Origin of the sequence: Sediminicoccus sp. KRV36 (assembly GCF_023243115.1) — a bacterium.
Lineage (GTDB): Bacteria > Pseudomonadota > Alphaproteobacteria > Acetobacterales > Acetobacteraceae > Roseococcus.
The window spans coordinates 1597407-1622288 of sequence record NZ_CP085081.1 but is presented as its reverse complement, the minus strand read 5'-3'; the positions used below and the strand labels follow the sequence as shown (position 1 = coordinate 1622288).

General features: G+C 68.8%; 22 protein-coding genes. 13 read left to right on the top strand and 9 right to left on the bottom strand.

Going from position 1 to position 24882, the window contains the following annotated elements:
- Nucleotides 1-37 precede the first annotated feature (37 nt).
- Complete coding sequence (locus LHU95_RS07315; RefSeq protein ID WP_248710707.1) at nucleotides 38-2011, top strand: methyl-accepting chemotaxis protein; 1974 nt, start codon at nucleotides 38-40, stop codon at nucleotides 2009-2011.
- A gap of 143 nt (nucleotides 2012-2154) precedes the next feature.
- Nucleotides 2155-2793: a superoxide dismutase gene (locus tag LHU95_RS07310; RefSeq protein ID WP_248710706.1), complete on the top strand. Its 639-nt coding sequence runs from the start codon at nucleotides 2155-2157 to the stop codon at nucleotides 2791-2793.
- Between the two features lie 132 nt (nucleotides 2794-2925).
- Here LHU95_RS07310 and LHU95_RS07305 read toward each other — a convergent pair whose 3' ends face one another.
- The 3 genes from LHU95_RS07305 to LHU95_RS07295 are packed head-to-tail and all read right to left on the bottom strand — an operon-like array spanning nucleotide 2926 to nucleotide 6120.
- Entirely contained in the window at nucleotides 2926-3663 is a 738-nt protein-coding gene (locus LHU95_RS07305; RefSeq protein ID WP_248710705.1) for a proteasome-type protease, read from the bottom strand.
- 37 nt (nucleotides 3664-3700) lie between these two features.
- The gene (locus LHU95_RS07300; protein ID WP_248710704.1) at nucleotides 3701-4639 is read right to left on the bottom strand and encodes an alpha-E domain-containing protein; all 939 of its coding nucleotides are present in this window, start codon (nucleotides 4637-4639) and stop codon (nucleotides 3701-3703) included.
- Nucleotides 4633-6120, bottom strand: coding sequence for a circularly permuted type 2 ATP-grasp protein (locus LHU95_RS07295; protein WP_248710703.1), 1488 nt, complete (start codon nucleotides 6118-6120; stop codon nucleotides 4633-4635). Before LHU95_RS07295 ends, LHU95_RS07300 begins: the two co-directional genes overlap by 7 nt.
- A gap of 174 nt (nucleotides 6121-6294) precedes the next feature.
- Between LHU95_RS07295 and LHU95_RS07290 the strand changes: the two genes are divergently transcribed.
- Nucleotides 6295-7911 carry a thiamine pyrophosphate-dependent enzyme gene (locus tag LHU95_RS07290; RefSeq protein ID WP_248710702.1) on the top strand — a complete coding sequence of 539 codons (1617 nt, stop codon included), beginning with the start codon at nucleotides 6295-6297 and terminating at the stop codon, nucleotides 7909-7911.
- 84 nt (nucleotides 7912-7995) lie between these two features.
- Here the strand turns inward: LHU95_RS07290 and LHU95_RS07285 are convergent, their stop codons facing one another.
- From LHU95_RS07285 to LHU95_RS07270, 4 genes are all read right to left on the bottom strand, one after another.
- Nucleotides 7996-8412 (bottom strand): DoxX family membrane protein, encoded by a 417-nt coding sequence (locus tag LHU95_RS07285; protein WP_248710701.1) that lies wholly within the window; start codon nucleotides 8410-8412, stop codon nucleotides 7996-7998.
- Between the two features lie 67 nt (nucleotides 8413-8479).
- Entirely contained in the window at nucleotides 8480-9226 is a 747-nt protein-coding gene (locus LHU95_RS07280; RefSeq protein WP_248710700.1) for an enoyl-CoA hydratase, read from the bottom strand.
- Complete coding sequence (locus LHU95_RS07275; RefSeq protein WP_248710699.1) at nucleotides 9223-10467, bottom strand: flavin-dependent oxidoreductase; 1245 nt, start codon at nucleotides 10465-10467, stop codon at nucleotides 9223-9225. Before LHU95_RS07275 ends, LHU95_RS07280 begins: the two co-directional genes overlap by 4 nt.
- Complete coding sequence (locus LHU95_RS07270) at nucleotides 10464-12773, bottom strand: bifunctional salicylyl-CoA 5-hydroxylase/oxidoreductase (RefSeq protein ID WP_248710698.1); 2310 nt, start codon at nucleotides 12771-12773, stop codon at nucleotides 10464-10466. The genes LHU95_RS07275 and LHU95_RS07270 overlap by 4 nt, the downstream gene beginning before the upstream one ends.
- Nucleotides 12774-12846: 73 nt before the next feature.
- Between LHU95_RS07270 and LHU95_RS07265 the strand changes: the two genes are divergently transcribed.
- The 10 genes from LHU95_RS07265 (at nucleotide 12847) to LHU95_RS07220 (ending at nucleotide 20999) form a co-directional block, all read left to right on the top strand.
- A complete protein-coding gene (locus tag LHU95_RS07265) occupies nucleotides 12847-13575 on the top strand; it encodes an SDR family oxidoreductase (RefSeq protein ID WP_248710697.1) in 729 nt (242 codons plus the stop codon).
- Nucleotides 13575-14057: a MarR family transcriptional regulator gene (locus LHU95_RS07260; protein WP_248710696.1), complete on the top strand. Its 483-nt coding sequence runs from the start codon at nucleotides 13575-13577 to the stop codon at nucleotides 14055-14057. Before LHU95_RS07265 ends, LHU95_RS07260 begins: the two co-directional genes overlap by 1 nt.
- Entirely contained in the window at nucleotides 14054-14860 is an 807-nt protein-coding gene (locus tag LHU95_RS07255; protein ID WP_248710695.1) for an enoyl-CoA hydratase family protein, read from the top strand. The genes LHU95_RS07260 and LHU95_RS07255 overlap by 4 nt, the downstream gene beginning before the upstream one ends.
- 147 nt (nucleotides 14861-15007) lie before the next feature.
- A complete protein-coding gene (locus tag LHU95_RS07250; RefSeq protein ID WP_248710694.1) occupies nucleotides 15008-16159 on the top strand; it encodes an acyl-CoA dehydrogenase family protein in 1152 nt (383 codons plus the stop codon).
- Complete coding sequence (locus LHU95_RS07245) at nucleotides 16159-17721, top strand: AMP-binding protein (protein ID WP_248710693.1); 1563 nt, start codon at nucleotides 16159-16161, stop codon at nucleotides 17719-17721. The genes LHU95_RS07250 and LHU95_RS07245 overlap by 1 nt, the downstream gene beginning before the upstream one ends.
- A gap of 10 nt (nucleotides 17722-17731) precedes the next feature.
- Nucleotides 17732-18202, top strand: a complete 471-nt coding sequence (locus LHU95_RS07240) for a thioesterase family protein (protein ID WP_248710692.1) — start codon at nucleotides 17732-17734, stop codon at nucleotides 18200-18202.
- On the top strand, nucleotides 18199-18597 hold the full coding sequence (locus tag LHU95_RS07235) for a RidA family protein (protein WP_248710691.1): 399 nt from the start codon (nucleotides 18199-18201) through the stop codon (nucleotides 18595-18597). Before LHU95_RS07240 ends, LHU95_RS07235 begins: the two co-directional genes overlap by 4 nt.
- Before the next feature lie 167 nt (nucleotides 18598-18764).
- Nucleotides 18765-19775 (top strand): tRNA epoxyqueuosine(34) reductase QueG, encoded by a 1011-nt coding sequence (queG, locus tag LHU95_RS07230; protein ID WP_248711521.1) that lies wholly within the window; start codon nucleotides 18765-18767, stop codon nucleotides 19773-19775.
- Nucleotides 19772-20470 (top strand): 7-cyano-7-deazaguanine synthase QueC, encoded by a 699-nt coding sequence (gene queC, locus LHU95_RS07225; protein WP_248710690.1) that lies wholly within the window; start codon nucleotides 19772-19774, stop codon nucleotides 20468-20470. Before queG ends, queC begins: the two co-directional genes overlap by 4 nt.
- Nucleotides 20448-20999: a VUT family protein gene (locus LHU95_RS07220; protein ID WP_248710689.1), complete on the top strand. Its 552-nt coding sequence runs from the start codon at nucleotides 20448-20450 to the stop codon at nucleotides 20997-20999. The genes queC and LHU95_RS07220 overlap by 23 nt, the downstream gene beginning before the upstream one ends.
- Before the next feature lie 24 nt (nucleotides 21000-21023).
- Here the strand turns inward: LHU95_RS07220 and LHU95_RS07215 are convergent, their stop codons facing one another.
- Nucleotides 21024-21728, bottom strand: coding sequence for a TetR/AcrR family transcriptional regulator (locus tag LHU95_RS07215; protein ID WP_248710688.1), 705 nt, complete (start codon nucleotides 21726-21728; stop codon nucleotides 21024-21026).
- Complete coding sequence (locus tag LHU95_RS07210) at nucleotides 21721-24879, bottom strand: efflux RND transporter permease subunit (protein WP_248710687.1); 3159 nt, start codon at nucleotides 24877-24879, stop codon at nucleotides 21721-21723. Before LHU95_RS07210 ends, LHU95_RS07215 begins: the two co-directional genes overlap by 8 nt.
- Nucleotides 24880-24882 lie beyond the last annotated feature (3 nt).

Here is a 24882-nt window from a genome sequence, read left to right as displayed (position 1 = left end):
AGAAGGGCGGAACTGGAGCCAAAATGGAGAGTGTGTCATGCAGAGATTCCGCTCACTTCAATCACGCCTGATCCTCGCCTTCGGCGCCATCGCGGCCGGCGTCGCCGGGGGCGTCATCAGCCTCGCCGTCCATCAGAAATCAGCGCAGGAGGAGGTGGCACTTCAGGCGGCGCTGGCGCGCACCGCCGCGACCACCACCTCCTACCTCAATGCCGAGTTGCTGCGGCTGGAAAGCCTCGGCCTGGCCCTGGCCGCCCAGCCCGCGATGGTCGAGGCGGTGCGCAACGCGGATCGCGCCGCCATGGGCGCGGTGATCGCCCCGATCTATGACGCGTTGCGCGCGCAGCGGCAGATTTCCACCTTCGTCGTCGTGACCCCGCCCGGGCTGCTGCAATACCGCGCGCATGAGGCAGTGGCCGCACCCGAGGACATCACGCACCGGCGCGGCGATGCGATGGCCGCACTGGCCGGCCGCACCGCGCGCGGGATGATCATGGCCGCCTCCGGGCTGTCACTGGCCACCGCGGTTCCGGTGATGGCCCAGGGCCGGCCCATCGGCACGCTGTTCGGTCAGTCCCTCGCGAATGAGGAGCTGCTGGGGCGGATCAAGGCCTCCGTGAATGCCGATCTGGTGGTTCACGCGGAGCGCGCCGGCCAGATGACCCGCATCGCCGGCACGCGCGCCCAGGGGCAGCTGGACGCGGCGGCGTTGCGGCAGGGGCTGGCCGGCCCGACACCGGCCATGCGCTCCATCCTGCCCTCGGCCAGCGGGGAGCAGCATTTCGTGGCCTTCGCCATCCCGCTGCTGGACCATGCCGGCCGCCCGGTGGCCGTGGCCGAGCTGATCCTGGACCAGACGGCCGTCGTGTCGGCCTCTCGCGCGAGTTTCCTCGCCCTGCTCGGCATGTCCGGGGCGGCGCTCATCGCCGTCATCATCATCAGCCTGCTGATCGCCCGCGGCATCGCCCGCCCGATCAACAGCATGACGGCGGCGATGAGCGGCCTGGCCGCCGGCCGGCTGGAGACGGAGATTCCGGCGCGGGACCGCAAGGACGAGATCGGCGCCATGTCGGCCGCCGTGCAGGTCTTCAAGGACAATGCACTGGCCGTCCGCCGGCTGGAGCAGGAAACCGCCACCCTGGCCGCCGCCACCGAAACCGAGAAGAAGGCAGCGATGGACCGCATGGCCCATGACTTCGAGGCGACCATCGGCGGCATCGTGGAAAATGTCGCTTCCGCCTCCTCGGAGATGGAAGCCTCGGCGCAATCCCTCACGCGGATCGCCGAGCGCACCAGCGGCCAGGCCGGCATCGTCCTGACCGCGACGGAGGAAGCCTCGGCCAATGTGCAGACCGTGGCCGCCGCGAGCGAGGAGCTGGCCTCCACCGTCAATGAGATCGCGCGGCAGGTCTCGGCCAGCAGCGACATCGCGCGCCGCGCGGTGGAGCAGGCCGAGAGCACCAATGGCCGCGTCCAGGGGCTGAGTGCGGCCGCGCAGGAAATCGGCGAGGTGGTGCGGCTGATCAACGATATCGCGGCCCGCACCAACCTGCTGGCCCTCAATGCCACCATCGAGGCGGCGCGTGCGGGGGATGCCGGCAAGGGCTTCGCCGTGGTGGCGGGCGAGGTGAAGCAATTGGCCGCGCAAACCGCGAAGGCGACGCAGGAGATCAGCGGCAAGGTGCAGGAAATGCAGACCGCCACCACGGCTTCGGTCGGCGCCATCCAGGCGATTGGCGAGACCATCGGCGAAATGAGCCAGATCGCGCTGGGCATCGCCTCCGCCGTGGAACAGCAGGGGGCCGCCACGCGGGAAATCGCCCGCAGCGTGCAGAACGCCGCCTCCGGCACGCGGGAAGTGGCCAGCAATATCGCCGATGTCAGCCAGGCCTCGGGCGAGACGGGGTCGGCCGCGGGGCAGATGCTCTCGGCGGCGGGCGGGCTGTCCCGCCAGGCGGATCAGCTGCGGCGTGAGGTCCAGGGCTTCGTGGCCAAGATCCGCGTCGGCTGAGGGGGCTGAATCACGGCCTGCGCCGGGGGGGGCGGGGCGTCGGGGCAGGTCAGCGGGAGGGGAAAGCGGGCCGGCTTGGTTGACGCTGGGCCCATCGCTGCTTAGCTCCCACTGACTAGATCCCCACCCACGGAGAAATCGCCATGGCCTTCAGCCTTCCCCCCCTCCCCTACGCCACCTCCGCCCTTGCCGCCCAGGGCATGTGCCAGGAGACGCTGGAGCTGCATCACGGCAAGCACCACAACGCCTATGTCACGGCGCTGAACGGCCTGGTCGAGGCCAAGGGCCTGGCCGGCAAGTCGCTGGAGACCATCGTGGCCGAAGCTGGCAAGGCCGGCGCCGATGGCCTGCCCGTGCTGAACCAGGCCGGCCAGCATTGGAACCACATGCTGTTCTGGCAGGTGATGTCGCCCAATGGCGGCGGCGACAAGCTGCCCGCCAAGCTGGCCGCCAAGATCGACAGTGACCTCGGCGGCCTCGCGGCCTTCAAGGAGGCTTTCAAGGCCGCCGGTGTCACGCAGTTCGGTTCGGGCTGGGCCTGGCTGATCATGAAGGCCGACGGCAAGCTCGCCGTCACCAAGACGCCGAATGGCTCCAACCCGGTGGCCACCGGCGAAGGCACGCCGATCCTCGGCTGCGACGTGTGGGAGCACGCCTATTACCTCGATTTCCGCAATGTGCGCCCGAACTACCTCGACAATTTCCTGAACAAGCTGGTGGATTGGAGCGTGGTCGAGAGCCTGATGGACCAGGGCGGGCTGAGCTCGGGCCAGAGCGCCTGAATCAGCCGCAAGGCTGAATGAAACGGGGCGCGGTCCAGCAGGGCCGCGCCCTTTTTTGTGCCCACCGCGAGAGAGCAGCGCGCGCGCCTGGCCGCCAGGACATGCGCTGCGTGGAGGTGCCGCTGCCCGCCCTCAATGCGGCACGAAATCCGGCCGTGGCAGTGCCTGATACGCATCCCGCAGCGCCTGGGACCAGCCATCGCGGATGGTGCGGTAATAGGGATCATCATCCGTGATCCGCCGCCGCGTGCCGATCCGCAGCTCATCCGTGCGCACCACCGCCAGATCCAGCGGCATGCCGACCGAGAGGTTGGAGCGCAGCGTGCTGTCCATGCTGATCAGCGTCAGCGCCACGCCCTCGATGAGCGAGGTCTGCGGCGTCAGCACGCGGTCCAGGATGGGCTTGCCGTATTTATGCTCGCCGATCTGGAGGAAAGGCGTGTCATCGGTCGTCTCGATGAAATTGCCGGCCGAATAGATCAGGAACAGCCGCGGCGGGCCGCCGGCGATCTGCCCGCCCAGCAACAGGCTGCAATCAAAGGAAATCCCCTGCCCCGCCAGGGCAGGGCCATCCTGCTGGGCCACCAGGCGCACGGCGGCCCCCACCAGCTGCGCCGCACTCACCATATCCGGCACATCGGTCAGCCGCTGCTGCAGCCCATTATGCCAGAGGCCGGCCTGCAAATGATTCCACACCGCCTGGGTGATGGCGAGGTTGCCCGCCGTCATCACCACCAGCGCGCGCTCGCCCGGCTGTTCCACCGTGAACATCTTCGAGAAGATCGAGATATTATCGAGCCCGGCATTGGTGCGCGTATCGGAGAGCATCACGATGCCCTCCTCCACCGAAAGCCCCACGCAATAGGTCACCGCTGCACCTCCGCCCTTTGAGGCGCAGGATGCCCGATCAGGGGCGGATGTAGAAGCTCTCCACCGCCTGGCCGAGTTCGGCGGCGCTGACGATCATCCCGGTCAGGTATTCGTGCAGCCCGGATGCCATGATGTCCTCGATGCGGCTCAGCTTCAGCCGCGCCTGGATATCGCCCGCCATGCGGTGCGGATCGCCCCGCCTTCCGCCCTGTTCCATGGCGATGCCGTCCAGCACCTCACACACACGGTTGTAGCAGGCGGCCAGGCTGCGCGGCAGTTCCGGGCGAAGGATCAGCAGCTCGGCGATGCGCGCGGGGGAGAGCCGGTCCCGGAACACCCAGTGATAGGCGCGCAAGGCCGAGACGGATTGCAGCACCGCCTGCCATTGGCCATGCGCCACGGTGTTGTCGGCCTCGCTCTCCAGCAGCTCGTGCTTCACATCGAGCAGCCGGGCCGTGTTGTCGGCGCGTTCGAGCGAGGTGCCGAGCTGCACGAACAGCCAGGCCTCGCCGCGCAGCATGGTGTCCATGGCGGCGCCATTGAACAGCAGCACCCGTTCACGCACCCATTCGAGGAAGCCGGGCAGCTTCTCGCCCTGGAAATCCCCGGGCTCGATCTGCCGCAGGTGGTTCCAGCTATCCGACATCGCACTCCACATATCCACCGTAAGTGCTGTGCGCACCGTGCGCGCATTGTGCCGGGCGGCGGCGAAGCAAGGGATGATACCCGAAGGGTTGTCCGGGTCCCGCACCAGGAAATCAATCACCGCTTCCTGGGTGACCACGTCGTATTTCTCAAAGAAGGCGGGCTCGCAGCCGGCGGCCACCAGCAGGGAGCGCCATTCATCGCCCTCGGCGTTCAATTCGGCGGTCAGCCCCGCCATGCGCGACGCCACGGCAAGGCCACGGGCGACATTGGCCGCGCGCTCGGTGTAGCGGCCCAGCCAGAAGAGGCTATCTGCGGTGCGGCTCAGCATGCGCCGGCACTCCCGGAGGACTGCCACTGGGATTGCGATTGGGACTGGGATTGCGGGGCGGGGTCGGCCTCCAGCACCCAGGTATCCTTGGTGCCGCCCCCCTGGCTGGAATTCACGACGAGCGAGCCTTCGCGCAGGGCCACGCGGGTCAATCCGCCGGGGACGATGCGCACCGCATCCTTGGTGCTCAGCACGAAGGGTCGCAAATCCACATGGCGGGGTGCGATGCCCTGGTCCACCAGCGTCGGCACCGTGGAGAGGGCGAGGGTGGGCTGCGCGATGTAATCCTGCGGCCGCGCCCGGATGCGCGCCGCGAATTCCTCGCATTCGGCCTTGGTCGCGTGCGGGCCGATCAGCATGCCATAGCCGCCCGAGCCCTGGGCCAGCTTCACCACCAGTTTGTGGATATTGGCCAGAACCTCCTTGCGATCCGCCTCACGCTCGCACAGCAGGGTGGGCACATTGGCCAGGATCGGCTCCTCGCCCAGGTAGAAGCGGATCATTTCCGGCACATAGGGATAGATCGCCTTGTCATCGGCGATACCGCAGCCCGGCGCGTTGCACAGCGCCACATTGCCCGCGCGATAGGCGCTGATCAGGCCAGGAACGCCCAGCATGCTGTCGGCGCGGAATGCCTCGGGGTCGAGGTAATCATCGTCAATGCGGCGGTAGATCACATCCACGCGCTTCTTGCCCGCAGTGGTGCGCATATAGACGATCTTGTCCTCGACAAAGAGGTCGGGGCCTTCCAGCACTTCCACGCCCATCTCATCGGCCAGGAAGCAATGTTCGTAGTAGGCGCTGTTGAAGGCGCCGGGGGTGAGGATCACGACGGTCGGGTTCGGGCCGGCGCGCTCGGGGGCGGCGGCCATCAGCGTGGTCAGCAGATCCTCGGGGTAGCGATTCACCGGCGCGATGCGGTGGCGCGCCAGCAGGCGCGGGAAAAGCCGCAGCATCGCCTCGCGGTTTTCCAGCATGTAGGAGACGCCCGAGGGGGTGCGGGCATTATCCTCCAGCACATAGAACTGGTCGGGCGCGGTGCGCACGAGGTCAATGCCGGCGATGTGCGTGTAGATGCCACCGGGCGGGGAAAACCCCTGCATTTCCGGGCGAAACTGGTCATTGCCCTGAATCAGGTGGGCCGGGATCTTGTCGGCGCGGATGATGTCCTGCTTGCCATAGACATCGCCCAGAAAGGCATTCAGCGCGCGCACACGCTGCGTGAGGCCGGCGGAAAGCCCCTCCCATTCGGCGCGGGCCAGGATGCGGGGGATGATGTCGAAGGGGATGAGGCGCTCGGGGTCGCCGCCCTCGCCATAGACGGCGAAGGTGATGCCGACGCGGCGGAACAGGACCTCCGCCTCGGCCCGCTTGGCCATCAGGTCGGCTTGAGGCGTCTGCCGCAACCAATCCGCGATGGCCGCATAGGCCGCGCGCAGCGATTCTCCCGAACCCATCTCGTCGAAGGCTTGGCCCGTCATGCAACCCGATCCCGGTCTTCCATGCCTGCTTTGCCAAAGCACAGCGTCCGGCACAAGCCAGCACAGCGCGGAAAGCGGGGCGGCGGGGTGGCGCCTGCACAAGCCCAAGGCAGGCCTCCCCGTCTTGGCGCATTTCCTCGCGCCCCTATGCTCGGCCCATCAAGGGAGAACGCCATGAACGACCAGCCGCATCTGACCACCGGCGCCGAGGCCATGGTGCAAAGCTTCGCCGAGGCCGGGATGCCGGCGATTTTCGGCGTCCCCGGCGGGGGTTCCAGCCTGGACCTGATCGCCGCGGCCAAGGTGGCGGGGATCCCCTTCCTGCTGACGCGCACCGAGAATGGCGCCGGCATCATGGCCTCCGCCCTGGCCGAACTGACCCACAAGCCGGTCGGCCTGCTGACCACGCGGGGGCCGGGTGTTTCCAATGCGGCCAATGGCATGGCCAATGCGGCGCTGGAGCGGGCGCCGGTGATCCTGGTCGCGGATGGCTTCGCGGCGCGGGAAAGCCGCTATGTCACGCATCAGCTGTTCGACCAGGCGGCGATGATGGCGCCGGTGACGCGCGCCCGGGGTGTGGGCGCCAGCGAAGCCCCGCGCGTGCTGGCCGCCGCGATGGGCGCGCCGCGCGGGCCCGGATACCTCGAACTGGCCGGCGATGCGGCGCGCGCCCCCGCGGCACCCGGCCCCGCCTGGGCGCCGCCCAGCCTCGCCGCCCCCTCGCCCTCCGCGCTGGCCGAGGCGCGCCGCATGGTGCTGGCGGCGGCGCGGCCCGTGCTGATCATCGGCCTGGAAGCGACGCACCCCGCCCGCGCCTCGGCCACGCGCCATCTGGTGGAGGCGCTGGGCTGCCCCGGCCTCGTCACCTACAAGGCCAAGGGCGTGCTGCCCGACTCGCATCCGCTGTTCGGCGGCATCTTTACGGGCGGCGAGGCGGAGGCTCCCCTGCTGCATGAGGCAGACCTGATCATCCTGGCCGGCGCTGATCCGGTGGAATTCGTCGGCCAGCCCTGGCGCTATGCGGCCCCCATCCTCGATCTCGCCTGTGCCGCGCGGGAGATGGTGTATCGCCAGCCCGAGCTTGCCATCATCGGCGCCTGGGAGATCGCGGCCGCAGCCCTGGCCGAGGACGCGCCCCGCCGGCCCTGGCCCGAGGGGCGGCTCGGCGCGCTGCGCTCGGCCTGGCTGGCCGGGCTGGAAAACGCGCCTGGCGGCAATCGCGGCATGGCCCCCTCCGACATCGTGCGCGTGACGCAGGATGCCTGCCGCCGCCTGGGCGCCGACCCGCGCGTCGCCGTGGATGCGGGGGCGCATATGTTCGCCGCCACCACCTTCTGGCAGGCGGAACGCCCCTGTGACCTGCTGATTTCCAACGGCCTGGCCAGCATGGGCTACGCGCTGCCCGCCGCCATCGCCGCAGCCTGGCATGATCCCGGGCGCGGCGCCGTGGCCTTCACCGGCGATGGCGGCCTGCTGATGGCGGTCGGCGAATTGGCCATGGCCGCCGCCATGGGCCTGAACCTGACCGTGGTGGTGTTCAATGACGCGACCCTCTCGCTGATCGACATCAAGAAGGGCGAGCGGGATTTGCCTGAGGGCGCGCTGGATTGGCCCATGGTGGATTTCGCGGCCGTGATGCGCGGCATGGGCGGCATGGCCTGGCGCGTGGGTGACGCCGATGCGCTGGATGCGGCCCTGGCCGAGGCCATGGCCAGCCCCGGTCCGCGCCTGCTGGATGTGCGCACGGACCCTTCGAGCTATCCGGCGCAGATCAAGGCCTTGCGCGGGTAGCGCAGGTCAGGGCCGCGCGCGGATGGCGCGGATTGGGGCCACGCGCGGGTAGCGCAGACCGGGGCCTCGCGCGGATGGCGCCGGTTACGCGCCGGCGCGCGCCCCGCCGCCGATCCGCCAACGATCCGCATCGCGCAGCAGATAGAGCGCGAAGAACGCCGCCAGCACGGGAACGCCGGCGATGAACAGATGGTTGCTCACCGGATTCCAGGGCGCCAGCAGCCGCGGGATCGTCACCAGCGTCGTCACGCTGTGCAGCAACAGCGCCACGCCATAGGTGACGCGCGGCTTGAGGCCCAGCAGCAGCGCGAGTGCCAGCAGGATCTGCAAGGCGCCCAGCACCGGCGGTGCCAAGGCGCCCGGATCAAAGCCGTAGAAGCTCCGGAAGATCGCCAGCGTGGTGCCGGGGACGACGAATTTCTCGACGCCCCATTGCAGGAGGAACAGGCCCAGCGTGAGGCGCAAGACCAGCAAGGCCAGGGGAAGCCGCGTTTCGAACATGGGTCAGGGAAACTCCTGCCGCCGGAATGGCAGCGTCATCCCCGCTTCGCCCGCAACCGGTCTATGGTTAGCGCTTGCGGCTGAGAAAATGCCCCATCATCGCGCCCGGCTCCTCGGTCTCCCAGGATTTGGCGAAGGCTGGAATGCCGGCGGCGATGGCCTGGCTCATGGGCAGATCCTCCCATTGGCGGATCAGCGCCTTCTGGTTGGCGATGGCCACCGGCCCCGCCTCGGTCAGCAAGGCCACCCATTCGGCCACGGCGCCATCGAGCGCATGGACCGGCACGACGCGCTCCAGGAAGCCCCAGGATTCCATCGTGGCGGCATCCAGCGTCTCGGCCAGCAGCAGCAGGCGGCGGGTGCGGCCCCAGCCGATCAGCCCCGGCAGCAATGCCGCCTCGACCACGGAAGGAATGCCGACGCGCACCTCGGGCATGCCGAATTTGGCGCCCGTCGCCGCCACGCGCAAATCGCAGGCGGCCGCGATTTCCAGCCCGGCACCCAGGCACCAGCCCTGGATGCGCGCAATCACCGGCACGCGGCAGGCGCGGATGGCTGCACAGGCGCCATGCACCCGCTCGATGAAGGCCTGGCCCTGCCCGGGCGTGGTGACGGCGCCCATTTCGCGGATATCGGCACCACCGATGAAGGCGCGCTCACCCTCGCCGGTCAGCACCACGGCGCGGATCTCGGGCTCCACGTCGAAGCTGGCCGCGAGCTGCAGCAGGAGTTCCGAGTTCAGCGTATTCAGCTTGGCGTGGTTGGCGACGGTGACGCGCCGCACATCGCCCTCGCAGGTGATTTCGATCTTCATCGAGCGAAGCCTGCCATCTGCGCATAGCCGCGGGCAATGGCGGCGAGTTCATCCGTCGCGATCACATCCTCCAGCCGCTCGAAGCCATTGGGCGCGCGCTCGCTGACCACATCCACCACGCGCTCCGGCCCGCCGCGCCGGTTGGTGAGCACGAGGTCGCGCGTGGCGGGCAGGCGCTCGGCCTCATAGGCGGCGAAGGCGTCCTCGATCGGGTGCGCCGCCAGCAGCCGGGCCAGGGCGCGCGCATCCAGGATGGCCTGGGAAGCGCCATTGGAGCCGACCGGATACATCGGGTGCGCCGCATCGCCCAGCAGCGTGACGCGGCCCTGCGTCCAGAAGGGCAGCGGGTCACGGTCGCACATCGGGTATTCCCAGAATTCCGGCGTGGCGCGCACCATCGCCTCGACATCCAGGCCCGGCACGCGGAAGCGCTGCACATGGGGCAGCACGTCCTCCAGCGTGCCCGGGCGGGACCAATCCTCGCGCCGGGGCGGCGGGCGCGTGGCATCGCCGATCTGCGCGCAGATCACCCAGTTGGTCAGGCGGGTTTCCGGCGTGCTGCCCGCGCCGATCGGGTAAAAGACCAGCTTTTCCGCCATGTCGCCGGCGATCAGCATGACATCGCCGCCCTCATGGGCCGGCCATTCGATGGCACCGCGCCACATCTGGATGCCGTTCCAGCGGATGCCGCCATCCTCGGGGTGCATGGCGTTGCGCAGCACGGAATGGATGCCATCGGCCCCGATCAACGCCGAGCCGCGAATGCTGGACCCATCGCTGAAATTCGCGGTCACGCTGCTGCCCGATTGCGCGAAGCCGACCATGCGCATACCGGCGCGGATCACCTGCGGCCCCATGCGCTCCAGTGCGGCCTGCCAGAGCACGCCATGCAGCTTCCCGCGATGGATGGAGAATTGCGGCGTGTCATGCCCTGCGTGCAGGCCGCGCGCCTCGGTCCAGATGCGGCTGCCGAAGCGGTTCAGATAGCGCAATTCGCGCGTGCGGATGCCGATGGCATCCAGGGCGGGCAGCAGGCCGAGTGCGGCCAGTTCGCGGATCGCATGCGGCAGGGTGTTGATGCCCACACCCAGCTGCTTCACCTCCTTCGCCGCTTCCAGCACGACGCAGGGAATGCCCCGCTCATGCAGCGAAAGCGCCAGCGTCAGCCCGCCCACACCGCCGCCGGCGATGAGAATGGGCGCGGGTGGCGCTGGCCTGCGGCGGCGGCGATGGTCGCTCATGTATTGTTGGCGCCTTGCGGCGCGTGGCTTGCGGGCTTGGCTTTGCGGCGCAGTTCCATCAGATCCTCCCGGCTGCGCTTCGCCATGCGAAACAGCGCATCCTTGCCATAGCTGTATTGCACGGGCGTCTTCACCCCGCGCGCGCCGTATTCTGCGGCGGCGTGCAGCGTGAAGGAAGGGTCCGTCAGATGCGGCCGCGCCAGGGCCACGAGGTCGGCCCGGCCGGCCGCGATGATGGTGTTCACCTGGTCGGCCGTGGTGATGGAGCCCACGCACATCACGGCGATCCCCGCCTCATTGCGCAGCATGTCGGCCCAGGGGAGCTGGAACATGCGGCCATACATGGGCTGCGCATCCGCGACCGTCTGCCCGGTGGATACATCGAGCAGATCGCAGCCCGCATCGCGGAAGGCCCGCGCGATGGCGAGCATATCCGCATCCGTGACACCCCCCTCCGCCCAGTCCGTGGCCGAGACGCGCACGGATATGGGGCGCTCCGCCGGCCAAAGCGCACGCAGGGCGGCGAAGACCTCCAGCGGGAAACGCAGCCGGTTCTCGACGCTGCCGCCATATTCATCGGCGCGGTGATTGGTGAGTGGTGAGAGGAAGCTGCCCAGCAGATAGCCATGGGCGCAATGCAGCTCCAGCATGTCAAAGCCGCAGGCGATGGCGCGCCGGGTGGCGGCCAGGAATTCCGCCTTGACGCGGTCCATGTCGGCGCGGTCCATGGCGCGCGGGATCTGGCTGTGCGGGTAATAGGGCAGCGCACTGGGCGCGATGATGGGCCAGGCGCCGCTCTCCAGCGGCTGGTCCATCCCTTCCCACATGAGCTTCGTGGCGCCCTTCCGCCCGGCATGGCCGAGCTGGAGGCACATCTTCGCCCCCTGGGCATGCGCATTGCCGACGATGCGCGTCCATTCCGCCTGCTGCGCGTCATTCCACAGCCCCGCGCAGCCGGGCGTGATGCGGGCCTCGGGCGCCGGGCAGGTCATCTCGGTGAAGATCAGCCCCGCACCGCCCATGGCGCGGGCGCCGTAATGGATCAGGTGAAAATCATTCGGCACACCCTCCGTCGCCGAATAGAGGCACATGGGCGAGACGACGACGCGGTTGGCAAGCTGCATCCCGCGCAGCACGAAGGGCTGGAACATGGGCGGGTTGCGCGCATCGCCGCCGGGCGCTTCCTGCGCCACCACATCCTGCACCTCGCCCACGAATTCGGGCGCGCGCAGCAGCAGATTGTCCCAGGTGATGGCCTTGCTGCGCGTCATCACGCCAAAGGCGAAGCGCGCGGGGTGGAAATTCCAGAAGCGCTTCACCTGCTCGAACCAGACGAGCGAGACATCCGCCGCATGCTGGATCTTCTCGACCTCCTCGCGCCGCCCCGTTTCGAAGCGGGCGAGGCAGGTGGCCACACTGCCGCCCGCCATGAAGGCGCCATGCAGCGCGATCGCATCCTCCATGGCGAGCTTGGTGCCAGAGCCGATGGAGAAATGCGCCGAGGCCTTGGCATCGCCCAGCAGGACGATGTTGTCCTTCACCCAATGCGCGCAGCGGATCATCGGGAATTGCCGCCAGAGGCTGCGATTGGTGATGAGCTTGTGGCCCTGCAGCGCCTCGGCGAACACGTCTTCCAGATAGGCGGCACTTTCAGCCTCGCTCATGGCACCCAGCCCGGCGCGGTCGAAGGTCGCGGGGTCGGTTTCCAGCACCCAGGTGCTGGCGCCCGCCTCATATTGATAGGCGTGGGCGATGAAGATGCCCTCCGCGCGCTCCTGGAAGAAGAAGCTGAAGGCATCGAGCGGGCGCGTGCTGCCCATCCAGGCGAAGCGGTTGGGGCGCAGATCCACCTCGGGCTGGAAATGCGCCGCATGCCGCGTGCGGATCGGGCTGTTCACGCCATCGGCGGCGATGATGAGGTCGGCGTCGGGGAAATCCTCGGGGCTCGCTTCGCGGCGGAATTCCAGCACCACGCCCAGTTCCCGCGCGCGCGCCTGCAACAGCCGCAGCAGCGTGCGGCGCGAACAGCCGCAGAACCCGTTGCCGCCGACGCGATGCTCATGCCCGCGCGCGATGATCGCGATGTCATCCCAATAGGCGAAGCTTTGGGTGATGGCGCGGTAGGAAGGTTCATCGGCGTCGCGGAAGGCATCCAGGGTCGCATCCGAAAACACCACGCCGAAGCCGAAGGTGTCATCCGCCTGGTTGCGCTCGACAACGATGATCTCGGCCGAGGGGCGGTCGCGTTTCATCAGGATGGCGAAGTAAAGGCCGGCGGGGCCGCCACCGATCACTGCGATGCGCATCAGACACTCCATCAGGCTGCATCGTCAAAATATGCTTGAAGAGGGGGCCTCCGCAATGCTTTAAGCTTAAAATATGCAGAACCTGGCCGGACAGTTTGCCCTGGTGAGCGGTGGTGGCACGGGCATTGGCCTGGCCTGCGCCCGCGCGCTGAAATCGGCCGGCGCACATGTCACCATCATGGGCCGCCGCGCCGAGCCGCTCTGGGCCGCCGTGAACCGTGGCGACGCGCATGAGGTGCTGCTCGGCAATGCCACGCGCCCGCCGCCTTTGCCGCGCATCAATATTCTGATCAACGCGGCCGGGGCCGCCAGCAGCGCGCCTTTCCTGAAGACCACCGACGCCGATTTCCGTGCCGCCCTCGATGCCAATCTGATGTCGGCCGTGGTGCTCACCCGCGCGGCCCTGCCGGACATGCTGGCGCTGGGGGCGGGGCGCATCGTCAATATCGCCTCCACCGCGGCGCTGAAGGGCTATCCCTATGTGGTGCCCTATGTGGCGGCCAAGCACGCGCTGCTCGGCTTCACCCGGGCGCTGGCGCTGGAGATCGCCGGCAGGGGTGTTACGATCAATGCCATCTGCCCGGGCTTCACCGAAACGCCGCTGCTGGCCGAAAGCATCGCCCGGATCACCGAAAAGACCGGCCTGGATGCGGAGGCCGCCCGCGCGCAGCTGGCACAGCACAACCCCCAGGGGCGGCTTTTGCAGCCCGAGGAAATCGCCGCCCTCGCGGTGTTCCTGTGCGGCGATGCGGCCCAGGGCATCCATGGCGCGGCGCTGCCGGTCAGCGGCGGCGAAATCTGATGGATGCCGAGACCGCCCTGGCCGATGCGCCCCCCGGCACCAAGGACTCGCTGCGCCTCTGGTTGCGGCTGCTGACCTGCACCACCCTGATGGAGACCGAAATCCGCCGCCGCCTGCGCGAGGAATTCGGCACCACCCTGCCCCGCTTCGACCTGCTCGCCGCACTGGACCGCAATGGCGAGGGCCTGACGCTGGGCGATGTCTCGCGCCGGATGATGGTCAGCAATGGCAATGTCACCGGCCTGGCCGCACGGCTTGAGGCCGAGGGGCTGGTCGAACGCCGCCTGGATGCGGGGGACCGCCGCGCCTTCCGCCTGCGCCTGACGGCCAAGGGGGCGCGCGAATTCGCCCGGCAATCCCGCGCGCATGAGAGCTGGATCGCTGAACTCCTCGGCGCGCTCTCGCCGACGGAGCGGGCGCAGCTGCACCGCCTGCTCGGCCGCACCAAATCCTCCATCCGCGAGAGCCTCGACACGCCATGACACCGCTTGCCCGATACCAGGCGCAGCATCTGCAACTGACCGAGGCGGCGGGCGTCATCACGCTCACGCTGAACCGGCCGGAACGGAAAAACCCCCTCACCTTCGAGAGCTATGCCGAGCTTTCCGCCATCTTTCGCGCAGGTGCCGCGGATGATGCGGCGAAGGTTTTCATCGTCACCGGGGCGGGTGGGAATTTCTGCTCGGGCGGGGATGTGCATGAGATCATCGGCCCGCTTCTGCAACGCGACACCAGGGGGCTGATGCGCTTCACCGCCATGACGGGCGAATTGGTTAAGGCCATGCGCGCCTGCCCGCAGCCCATCATTGCCGCCGTGGATGGTGTGGCGGCGGGCGCTGGCGCCATCATCGCGATGGCGAGCGACATCCGCCTCGCCACGCCCCGCGCGCGCGTCGCTTTCCTGTTCAATCGCGTGGGCCTGGCCGGCTGCGACATGGGCGCCTGCGCCATCCTGCCGCGGCTGATCGGCCAGGGGCGGGCCAGCGAATTGCTCTTCACCGGGCGTGCCATGCGCGCCGAGGAGGGCGAACGCTGGGGCTTCTTCAACCGCCTGACCGAGACGCTGATGGAAGACGCCCATGCCCTGGCCGCCGAGATCGCCGCGGGCCCCGGCTTCGCGCATGGCATGACCAAGCGGATGCTTGCGATGGAGTGGGCGATGGGCGTGGAACAGGCGATCGAGGCCGAGGCGGTGGCCCAGGCGCTGTGCATGACCACGCAGGATTTTCGCCGCGCCTATGAGGCGTTTGCGGCGAAGCAGACGCCCGTGTTCCAGGGAGATTAGGATGGCGCGGGCAGCCTTGCGAGGGGGCTTTGCCCCCTCGCGCTCCCCCAGCAGGGAACCCGTTCCCTGCACCCATGTTTTATCGGAGATGCAAGAAGCTGAGGTTCTTGCCGGGGAGCGCGAGGGGCAGCGCCCCTCGCAACCCTAATGCCCGATACCTCCTTCCTCGCCTGGCCCTTCTTCGAGCCCCACCACCGCGCCTTCGCCGCCGAGGTCGAGGCGTGGGCGGCCGCACATGCGGAGCGGCTGACCGATCATCACGACGCCGATGGCAGCACCCGCGCCCTGGCGCAGGCCATGGGCGAGGCGGGCCTGCTGCGCGCGGCCGTGCCGGAATCGGGCAAGCTCGATGTGCGCAGCCTTTGCCTCGCGCGTGAGATCCTGGCGCGACATTCCGGCCTCGCGGATTTCGCCTTTGCCATGCAGGGCCTCGGCAGCGGCCCCATCACGCTGTTCGGCGGCGAGGACCTTCGCGCCCAGGTGCTGCCTGGCCTGCGCGCCGGCACCACGCTGGCCGCCTTCGCCCTCTCGGAGCCTGAAGCGGGCAGCGATGTCGCGGCCCTGGTCACCACCGCAACGCGCGACGGCAACGCGCATTGGCGGCTGAATGGCGACAAGACCTGGATCAGCAATGGCGGCATCGCCGGCAGCCACGTCGTCTTCGCCCGCACGGGTGAGGCGCCGGGGGCCCGGGGCCTCACGGCCTTCTGGGTGCCGGGCGACGCTTCGGGGCTGATCACCGCCGAGCGCATTCAGGTCTCGGCGCCCCACCCCCTGGCGCGCCTGCGCTTCGAGGATGTGCGCGTGCCCGACGCGCACCGCATCGGCGCCACGGGGGATGGCTTCAAGATCGCCATGGCCACGCTGGATGTGTTCCGCGCGACGGTGGGTGCCGCGGCACTCGGTTTCGCGCGGCGCGGGCTTGATCTGCTGCTGCACCGGGCCACCACGCGCAAGCTCTTTGGCGCGCCGCTGTTCGACCAGCAGATGACGCAGGCCGCCATCGCGGACGCGGCCCTGGATGTGGAGGCGGCCGCCCTGCTCGTCTATCGCGCCGCCTGGCTGAAGGATCAGGGAATGCCGCGGGTGACGCGTGAGGCCAGCATGGCCAAGCTGCACGCGACGGAAGCGGCGGGCCGCATCGCCGATGCCTGCGCGCAACTGCATGGCGGCTTGGGCGTCGTCACCGATTCCGCGCCCGAATTGCTGACGCGCGAGGTGCGGGCGCTGCGCGTCTATGAGGGCGCCTCGGAAATCCAGCGCGTGATCATCGCGCGCGCCGAACGTGAGCGGATGTGATGGACCATTTCGCCGCCAACAACCTTCCCCCCCGCGCCGACTGGCCGGATTTTCTGCCCATTCCCTATCCCGCGCGGCTGAATTGCGCGACGGAACTGCTCGACGCCAATCTCGCCACCCGGGCCGATCACCCGGCGCTGGTGACCCCGGCCGAGACGCTGACCTATGCCGAGCTGGCCGCCCGCGTGAACCGCATCGCGAATGTGCTGACGGGTGAGCTGGGCCTCATCCCCGGCCAGCGCGTGCTGCTGCGCTCGGCCAACAACGCCTGGATGGTGGCGGCCTATTTCGCGGTGCTGAAGGCGGGCGGCATCGTGGTGGCGACCATGCCGCTGCTGCGCGCCAAGGAGATCGGCGAGATCGGCCGCAAGGCGCGCATCACCCACGCCTTGTGCGATGCGCGGCTGGTGGATGAAATCCGCCGCGCCGATGCACCGGACCTCATGCAGGTCATCACCTGGGGCGATGGTGATCTGGAAGCCCGCTGCGCAGGCGCCAGCGCCGATTTCACTGCGCATGACAGCGCGGCGGACGACACCTGCCTGATCGGCTTCACCTCCGGCACCACGGGCGAGCCCAAGGGCACCATGCATTTCCACCGGGACATGCTGGCGATTTGCGACGCCTATTCCGCCCGCGTGCTCAAGCCCCGCGCCGAGGACCGCTTCATCGGCTCGCCGCCGCTCGCCTTCACCTTTGGCCTGGGTGGCCTTGTGTTGTTCCCCTTCCGCGTGGGCGCCACCGCCATCCTGCTGGAACGCGCCAGCCCGGAGGATCTGTTGCCCGCCATCGCGGCCCACCGCGCGACCATCTGCTTCACCGCCCCCACCGCCTATCGCGCCATGGCCGCGCATGTGGCGAGCCATGACATCAGTTGCCTGCGCAAATGCGTCTCGGCCGGGGAGGCGCTGCCCAAGCCGATCTTTGATCTCTGGCAGGACAAGACCGGCCTCAAGCTCATGGACGGCATCGGCGCCACCGAGATGCTGCACATCTTCATCGCCGCCCCTGAGGAGGCGATCCGCCCCGGCAGCACCGGCCTTGTCGTCCCCGGCTATGAGGCGCGGGTGGTGGATGAGGCGGGGCGCGAAGTGCCGCGCGGCACGCCGGGCCGCCTGGCCGTGCGCGGCCCCACCGGCTGCCGCTACCTGGCCGATCCGCGCCAGCGCAAATATGTGGAAGGCGGCTGGAACATCACCGGCGACACCTACATCCAGGATGCGGACGGATATTTCTGGTATCAGGCCCGCAGCGACGACATGATCATCTCCTCCGGCTACAATATTGCCGGCCCCGAGGTGGAGGCCGCGCTGCTGACGCACCCGGCCGTGCGTGAATGCGGCGTGGTCGGCACGCCCGATCCGGAGCGTGGCATGCTGGTGACCGCCCATGTCGTGCTGCATGCGGGCTTCACCGCCGATGACGCCATGGCCAAGGCCCTGCAGGACCATGTGAAGGCCGAAATCGCCCCCTACAAATACCCGCGCCGCATCATCTTCGCGCCCGCCCTGCCGCGCACCGGGACGGGCAAGCTGCAACGCTTCGCGCTGCGCCAGGCCTGAGCACCGCCCGATGAGCCGCCCCAGCCCCCTGCCCGCCGCCGCCTTGCCGCCCGCCGCCGCGCGGATTCCGGGCCGCATCCGCTTCTCCGATTGCGATCCGGCCGGCATCGCCTTCTTCGGCGCCTGGTTCACGCTGGCCAATGCCGCCATCGAGGATTTCTTCGAGCTCACCCTGGGCCTCGATTTCCATCACATCCACGGCGAACGCCGCACCGGCACCGGCTTCGTGCATGCCGAGGCCGATTGGTTCGCCCCCGGCCGCATGGGCGATCGCGTCACCTTCACGCCGCTCATCACCCGCATCGGCGGCGCCTCCTACGCCACCACGCTGCATGCGCATCGCGGCGAGGTGGAACTCGTCCGCTTCCGCTTCGTGAATGCGACGACGGACCTCGACACCGCCCGCCCCCAGCCCGTCCCGGATGATCTGCGTGCCGCCCTTGCGCGCTACGCCGCCGCCTGCGAAAGCCTGATCCCATGAGCCTCACGCATCTCCAGCCCAAGGGCTGGCCCGCCCCCAAGGGCTATTCCAACGGCCTGATGGGTGAGGGCCGTATCGTCATCATCGGCGGGCAGATCGGCTGGGATGCGGCCGGGCGCTTTGCGCCGGATTTCGTGCCGCAGGTGCGGCAGGCCCTGGCCAATATCCTCGCCGTGCTGGCCGAAGCGGGCGGCAAGCCCGAGCACATCGCGCGCCTCACCTGGTTCGTCACGGATATCGGCGAATACCGCGCGAGCCTGGCCGAACTCGGCCCCGCCTACCGTGCCGTCATGGGCCGCAACTTCCCGGCGATGACGCTGGTGCAGGTCGGCGCCCTGGTGGAGGAGGAGGCGAAGGTCGAGATCGAGGCCACGGCCATCCTGCCGAAGGTGTGACCGCGCCCGATGACCGCAGGGCAAAGCCCGGAGGTCTGAGTCGGCCGCACAGCATCGCGCCCGATGACCGCAGGGCAGAGCCCGAAGGGCTGAATCGGCCGCGCAGCCTCGCGTCCGATGACCGCAGGGCGCAGACTGAAGGGCTGAATCGGCCGCACCGCGAATCCATTCGCGCGGAAGCCCTGCGCCTTGGCTTTGACCTTGCCCGCTTCACCCAAGCCATCCTCCCCGAACAGGCCCGCGCGCGGCTCGATGCCTTCCTCGAAGCCGGCTCCCATGGCGGCATGGGCTGGTTGGAAACCCGCCGCGAGCAGCGCGCCCAGCCGCGCGCCCTCTGGCCCGAGGCGGTGAGCGTCATCTCCCTGGGGTTGAACTACGGCCCGGCGCATGACCCGCTGGCCAGCCTGGCGCAGCGGGACCGCGCCACCATCAGCGCCTATGCCCAGGGGCGGGATTATCACGATGTGGTGAAGAAGCGCCTGAAGGCGCTGGGCCAATGGATGGCGCGGGAGTTTCGCGGCCAGCCGCTCAAGGTCTTCGTGGATACAGCCCCCGTGATGGAGAAGCCGCTGGCCGCGCAGGCGGGGTTGGGCTGGCAGGGCAAGCACACCAACCTCGTCAGCCGCACGCATGGCTCCTGGCTGTTCCTCGGTGAAATCTACACCACTCTGGCCCTGGAACCGGACACGGCCGAGACAGACCATTGCGGCCATTGCCGCGCCTGCCTCGATGCCTGCCCGACCGCGGCCTTCCCCGCCCCCTACCAGCTGGATGCCCGGCGCTGCATCTCCTACCTGACGATCGAGCATCACGGCCCCATCCCGCATGAATTTCGCCGCGCCATGGGCAACCGCATCTATGGCTGCGATGACTGCCTGGCCGTCTGCCCCTGGAACAAATTCGCCCGCACCTCGGCCGAGATGCAATTCGCGCCGCGCGCGGAAGTGGCCCCACCGCTCGCGGAGCTGGCGCAGCTGGATGATGCGGGCTTCCGCGCGCGCTACGCCGGTTCGCCCATCAAGCGCATCGGGCGCGATCGCTTCCTGCGCAATGTGCTGATCGCCATCGGCAACAGCGCCGACCCGGCCCTGCTGCCCACCGCGCGCGCGCTGTGCGATGATCCCGACCCCGTGGTGGCCGAGGCCGCCGCCTGGGCCGTGGAGCAACTCGACCCATGAATGACGGCGCGCTTGTCCTGTTTTCCGGCGGCCAGGATTCCGCCACCTGCCTCGCCTGGGCGCTGGCGCGCTTCGGCCATGTCGAGACGCTGGGCTTCGACTACCGCCAGCGCCACGCCATCGAACTCACCTGCCGGGACGCGCTGCGCCGGGGCATGGCCTCACCCAGGCTTGGCCCGGACCATACGCTCGACCTCGGCGTCCTCGGCGAATTGAGTGAAACCGCCCTGACGCGGGATGCGGAAATCGCACTGCGCGAGGATGGGCTGCCCAATACCTTCGTCCCGGGCCGCAACCTGATCTTCCTGACCTTCGCCGCCGCACTGGCCTATCGGCGGGGGCTGCGCCACATCGTCGCCGGCATGTGCGAGACGGATTACTCGGGCTATCCCGATTGCCGGGATGACACGATCAAGGCGCTGCAAGCGGCCATCAACCTTGGCATGAACACGCGCCTCGTCCTGCACACCCCGCTGATGTGGCGCGACAAGGCGGCAACCTGGCGGCTGGCCGAGCGGTTGGGCGGGGCCGCGCTGGTGGAGCTGATCCGCGTCGAGAGCCATTCCTGCTACAAGGGCGAGCGCGCCGCCCTCCATCCCTGGGGCCATGGCTGCGGCGAATGCCCCGCCTGCGACTTGCGCGCCCGGGGCTGGGCAGCCTATGCGAGCGCCCATGATGTCCCGCACCCGCCTTGAAGGCTTTGCCTTCCTCCTCGCCTTCGCGCTCTGCATTCCCGCGGCCAATTGGCTGATCGGCCATGCCGGCACGTTCTGCGTGCCCAATGGCCCCTGCCTGATCCCCGTGGCGCCTGGCGTGATGGCGCCCTCGGGCGTGTTGATGATTGGCCTGGCGCTGGTCCTGCGGGATCTGGTGCAGCGGCGGCTGGGCGTGAACTGGGCGCTGGGCGCGATTTTCGCGGGTGCCGCACTTTCGGCATCGATCGCGCCGCCCGCTTTGGTCATTGCCTCCACCCTCGCCTTCCTGCTCTCGGAGCTGGTGGATCTGGGCATCTACACCCCCTTGCAGAAGCGCGGGCTGGTGCTGGCCGTGGCGGCCTCCTCCGTGGTGGGGCTGCTGGTGGATAGCGTGATCTTCCTGTGGCTCGCCTTCGGCAGCCTGGACTACCTGGCCGGCCAGGTGATCGGGAAGGCCTGGATGGTGCTGCTGGCGCTGCCCATCGTCGCCCTGCTGCGGCGGCGCGATGCGCGGCTGGGACTGGCCTGAGCCCGGAGCAGGCAGTCCGGAGCCTCAGCAGACCGCAAGCGGCAGCGCGCTGGACCGGGCGCCCTGCCAGACCTCCTGGCGCCGCGCCCCGTTGAGGAAGATCTCCACCGCATCCCGCGCCAGTGCGGCGATTTCCTCGCCGGTCGGCACCTTGCGAACGCCCAGCAGCAGCCGGATCTGGGTTGAGCCGAAGGCCATCCCATAAAGCATGCGGCCGGTGGCCTCCGGGTCGCCCGGCCGCAGGCGGCCGCGCTCCATCTCCGCCTTGATCAGCCGCTGCAAGGCGGTGGCGCCGCGCCGGACCAGCACGCGATGAAACGTCTCCGCCAGCTCCGGCGAGCGCCTAGCCTCGGCGATCACCAGCTGGAAGATGCCGATGGGGCGCAGCGCCAGAAGATGCCGGCCCGAGGCCTCCAGGATGCCGGCCAGTGCCACCTGCAGCTCCGGCTCGCGCGCCAGGGCGGGGTCCAGGTGAAGCGGGGCCAGAGAATCATTGATGGTCGCCTCGAAGAGCGCCGCCTTGGACGGAAAGAGGCGATACAGCGTGCGCTTGGACATCCCGGCTTCATGCGCCACCTTGTCCATGCTGCTCGCCGCATAGCCATCGCGCAGGAAGACCGCCGCGGCGGCTTCGAGAAGGGCGTGCCGCCGCTCCTCCTCCGGCATGGGGCTCGGGCCGGGCCGGCAGCGTGGCCGGCCCTCGGCGTTGGGGCCTACCCTTTCACTCACCGGGGTGCGGCTCGGCCCGCGCCGGCATGCTGACGGGAACCGTCTTGTCGGCCGCGGAGCGGGCGCGGAACAGGCGCAACACCAGCACGAAGAAGAGCGGCACGAAGAGCACCGCCAGCACCGTGCCCGCGACCACGCCGCCGATCACGCCGACGCCGATCGCGTTCTGCGCGCCCGAGCCAGCGCCGCTGGAAATCGCCAGCGGCACGACGCCCAGCGTGAAGGCGAGCGAGGTCATGATGATGGGGCGCAGGCGCTGGCGGGCGGCCTCGGTCGCGGCCTCCATCAGCGAAAGGCCGCGGTCGAAGCCCTCGCGTGCGAACTCCACGATCAGGATGGCGTTCTTCGCCGTAAGCCCGATCGTCGCCAGCAGCCCCACCTGGAAATACACGTCATTCGCCATGCCCTTCATGAGCGAGGCGACGACGGCGCCCAATACGCCGAGCGGTACGGCCAGCATGACCGCCGTGGGAATGGACCAGCTCTCATAAAGGGCCGCGAGGCAGAGGAAGACCACGATGAGCGAGATCGCATAGAGCGCCGGCGCCTGGCCCGAGGATTGCCGCTCCTGGAAGGAGATGCCGCTCCATTCATGCCCGAAGCCAGGCGGCAATTGCCGCATCAGGCGCTCCATCTCATCCATCGCCTGGCCGGTGGTGAAGCCCGGCGCCGGCCCACCCTGGATCTCGCGCGAGGGGATGCCGTTGAAGCGCTCGAGCCGCGGCGAACCGAATTGCCATTCGGCGCGGCCAAAGGCCGAGAAGGGCACCATCTGGCCCTGCGCGTTGCGGACATACCATTTGTCGAGGTCGGCCGGGACCATGCGCGACTCGGGCTGGCCCTGCATGAAGACGCGCTTGATGCGCCCACGGTCCATGAAGTCATTGACGTAGGTGGCGCCCCAGGCAGTGGAGAGCGTCTGGTTGATGTCGGTGATGGTGAGGCCCAGCGCGCTCGCACGCTCCCAGTCGATGATGAGGCGGAACTGCGCCTCGTCATTCAGCCCGTTGGGCCGCACGCGGGAGAGGATGGGGCTGGCCTGGGCCAGGCGCAACAGCTGGTCCCGCGCCTCCATCAGCGCCGCATGGCCCTGCGCACCGCGGTCCAGCAGCTGGAAGGAGAAGCCGGTCGCGTTGCCGAGTTCGCGGATGGCAGGCGGCGAGGAGGCGTTGATCAGCGCGTCCTGGTAGGTGCCGAAGCGGCGGTTGATGCGCTCCGTCAGCGCCCCCACCGAATTCTCGCGGCCCGGCCGCAGATCCCAGTCCTTCAGGGTGATGAAGCCAAGGCCGGAAGCCTGCCCCCGCCCACCGAAGCTGAAGCCATTGATGGCGAAAAGGCTGTCCACCACGCCGGCCTCCTCCTCGCGCAGGTAGCGGCCCACCTCGTCCAGCGCGCGCTGCGTGCGGTCGGCCGTCGCACCAGGGGGGGCGGTCACCTGCACGAAGGCGATGCCCTGGTCCTCGTTCGGCAGGAAGCCGCCGGGCAGGCGCAGGAAGGCATAGCCGAGCGCTCCGAGCAGCGCCGCATAGACCATCAGCATGCGCGCTGGCCGGCGCAGGCTGGCGCGCACGCCCCAGAGATAGCCATTCGTCGTGCGGTCGAATCCGCGGTTGAACCAGCCATAGAAGCCGCGCGTCCCCTGTCCCGGCTTGTGCGGCTTCAGCATCGTGGCGCAGAGCACCGGCGTGAAGAAGATCGCGACCAGCACGGAAAGCCCCATGGCGGTGGCGATGGTCACCGAGAACTGCCGGTAGATCACGCCGACCGAGCCACCGAAGAAGGCCATGGGCAGGAAGACGGCCGAGAGCACCAGGCCGATGCCGATCAGCGCGCCGGTGATCTGGTCCATGGATTTCCGCGTGGCTTCGAGCGGCGAGAGATGCTCCTCCGCCATCACGCGCTCGACATTCTCCACCACCACGATCGCGTCATCCACCAGGAGGCCGATGGCCAGCACGATGCCGAACAGGGTGAGCGTGTTGATGCTGAAGCCCAGCGCCGAGAGCACCGCGAAGGTGCCGAGCAGCACCACCGGGATCGCCATGGTCGGGATCAGGGTCGCGCGCAGGTTTTGCAGGAAGAGGAGCATGACGAGGAAGACGAGAGCCACCGCCTCGATCAGCGTCATGATCACGCTCTTGATGGAGCGCTGCACGAAGGGAGTCGTGTCCTGCAGATAGGTAACCTCGAGGCCGGGCGGGAAGCTCGGGCGCAGGCTGTCAATCGTGGCTCGCACCGCCGCCGCCGTATCCAGCGCGTTGGCGCCGCTGGCGAGCCGGATGCCGATACCGCTCGAGATGCGGCCATCGAGCTGGGTGGAGATGGCGTAGTTCTCGCCGCCGATCTCCAGCCGCGCCACATCCCGCAGCCGCACCTGGGAGCCATCGGCGCGCACGCGCATCAGGATGGCGCCGAATTCCTCGACCGTCTGCAGATAGGAGGGGCCGATGATGGTGGCGTTGAGCTGCTGCCCGGGCACGGCCGGCAGGCCACCCATCTCGCCGCTCGAAACCTGGACGTTCTGCGCCCGCACCGCGGCAGCGACGTCCGCGGGCGTCAGGCCGAAATTGATGAGCTTCGCGGGATCGAGCCAGATCCGCATGGCGAATTGCGCGCCGAAGACCTGGAAATCGCCCACCCCTGGCGTGCGGCTGATCGGGTCCTGGACGTTCGCCGCCAGGAAGTCGGTGATGTCGAGGCGCTCCATGCTATTATCGGTGGTGTAGAAACCCACGATCAGCATCCAATTGCCGGCGGACTTTACGACGCGGAGGCCCTGCTGCTGCACCGTCTGCGGCAGGCGGGGCACGGCGAGCTGCACACGGTTCTGCACCTGCACCTGCGCCGTATCGGCATTGGTGCCGGGCGCGAAGGTGAGCTGGATGCGCGCCTGGCCGTCCTTCGTCGTCTGGCTGTCGAAAAACAGCAGGTTGTCGATGCCGGTGAGCTGCTGCTCGATCACCTGCACCACCGTCGCCTGCACCGTCTCGGCCGAGGCGCCGGGGAAGGTCACGTTGATCGCGATGGTGGGCGGCGCGATGGCCGGATATTGCGAGACGGCCATTCCGCGCAGCGCCAGTGCGCCGGCCAGCATGATGCCGATGGCGATGACCCAGGCGAAGACCGGGCGGTCGATGAAAAACCTTGCCATCGC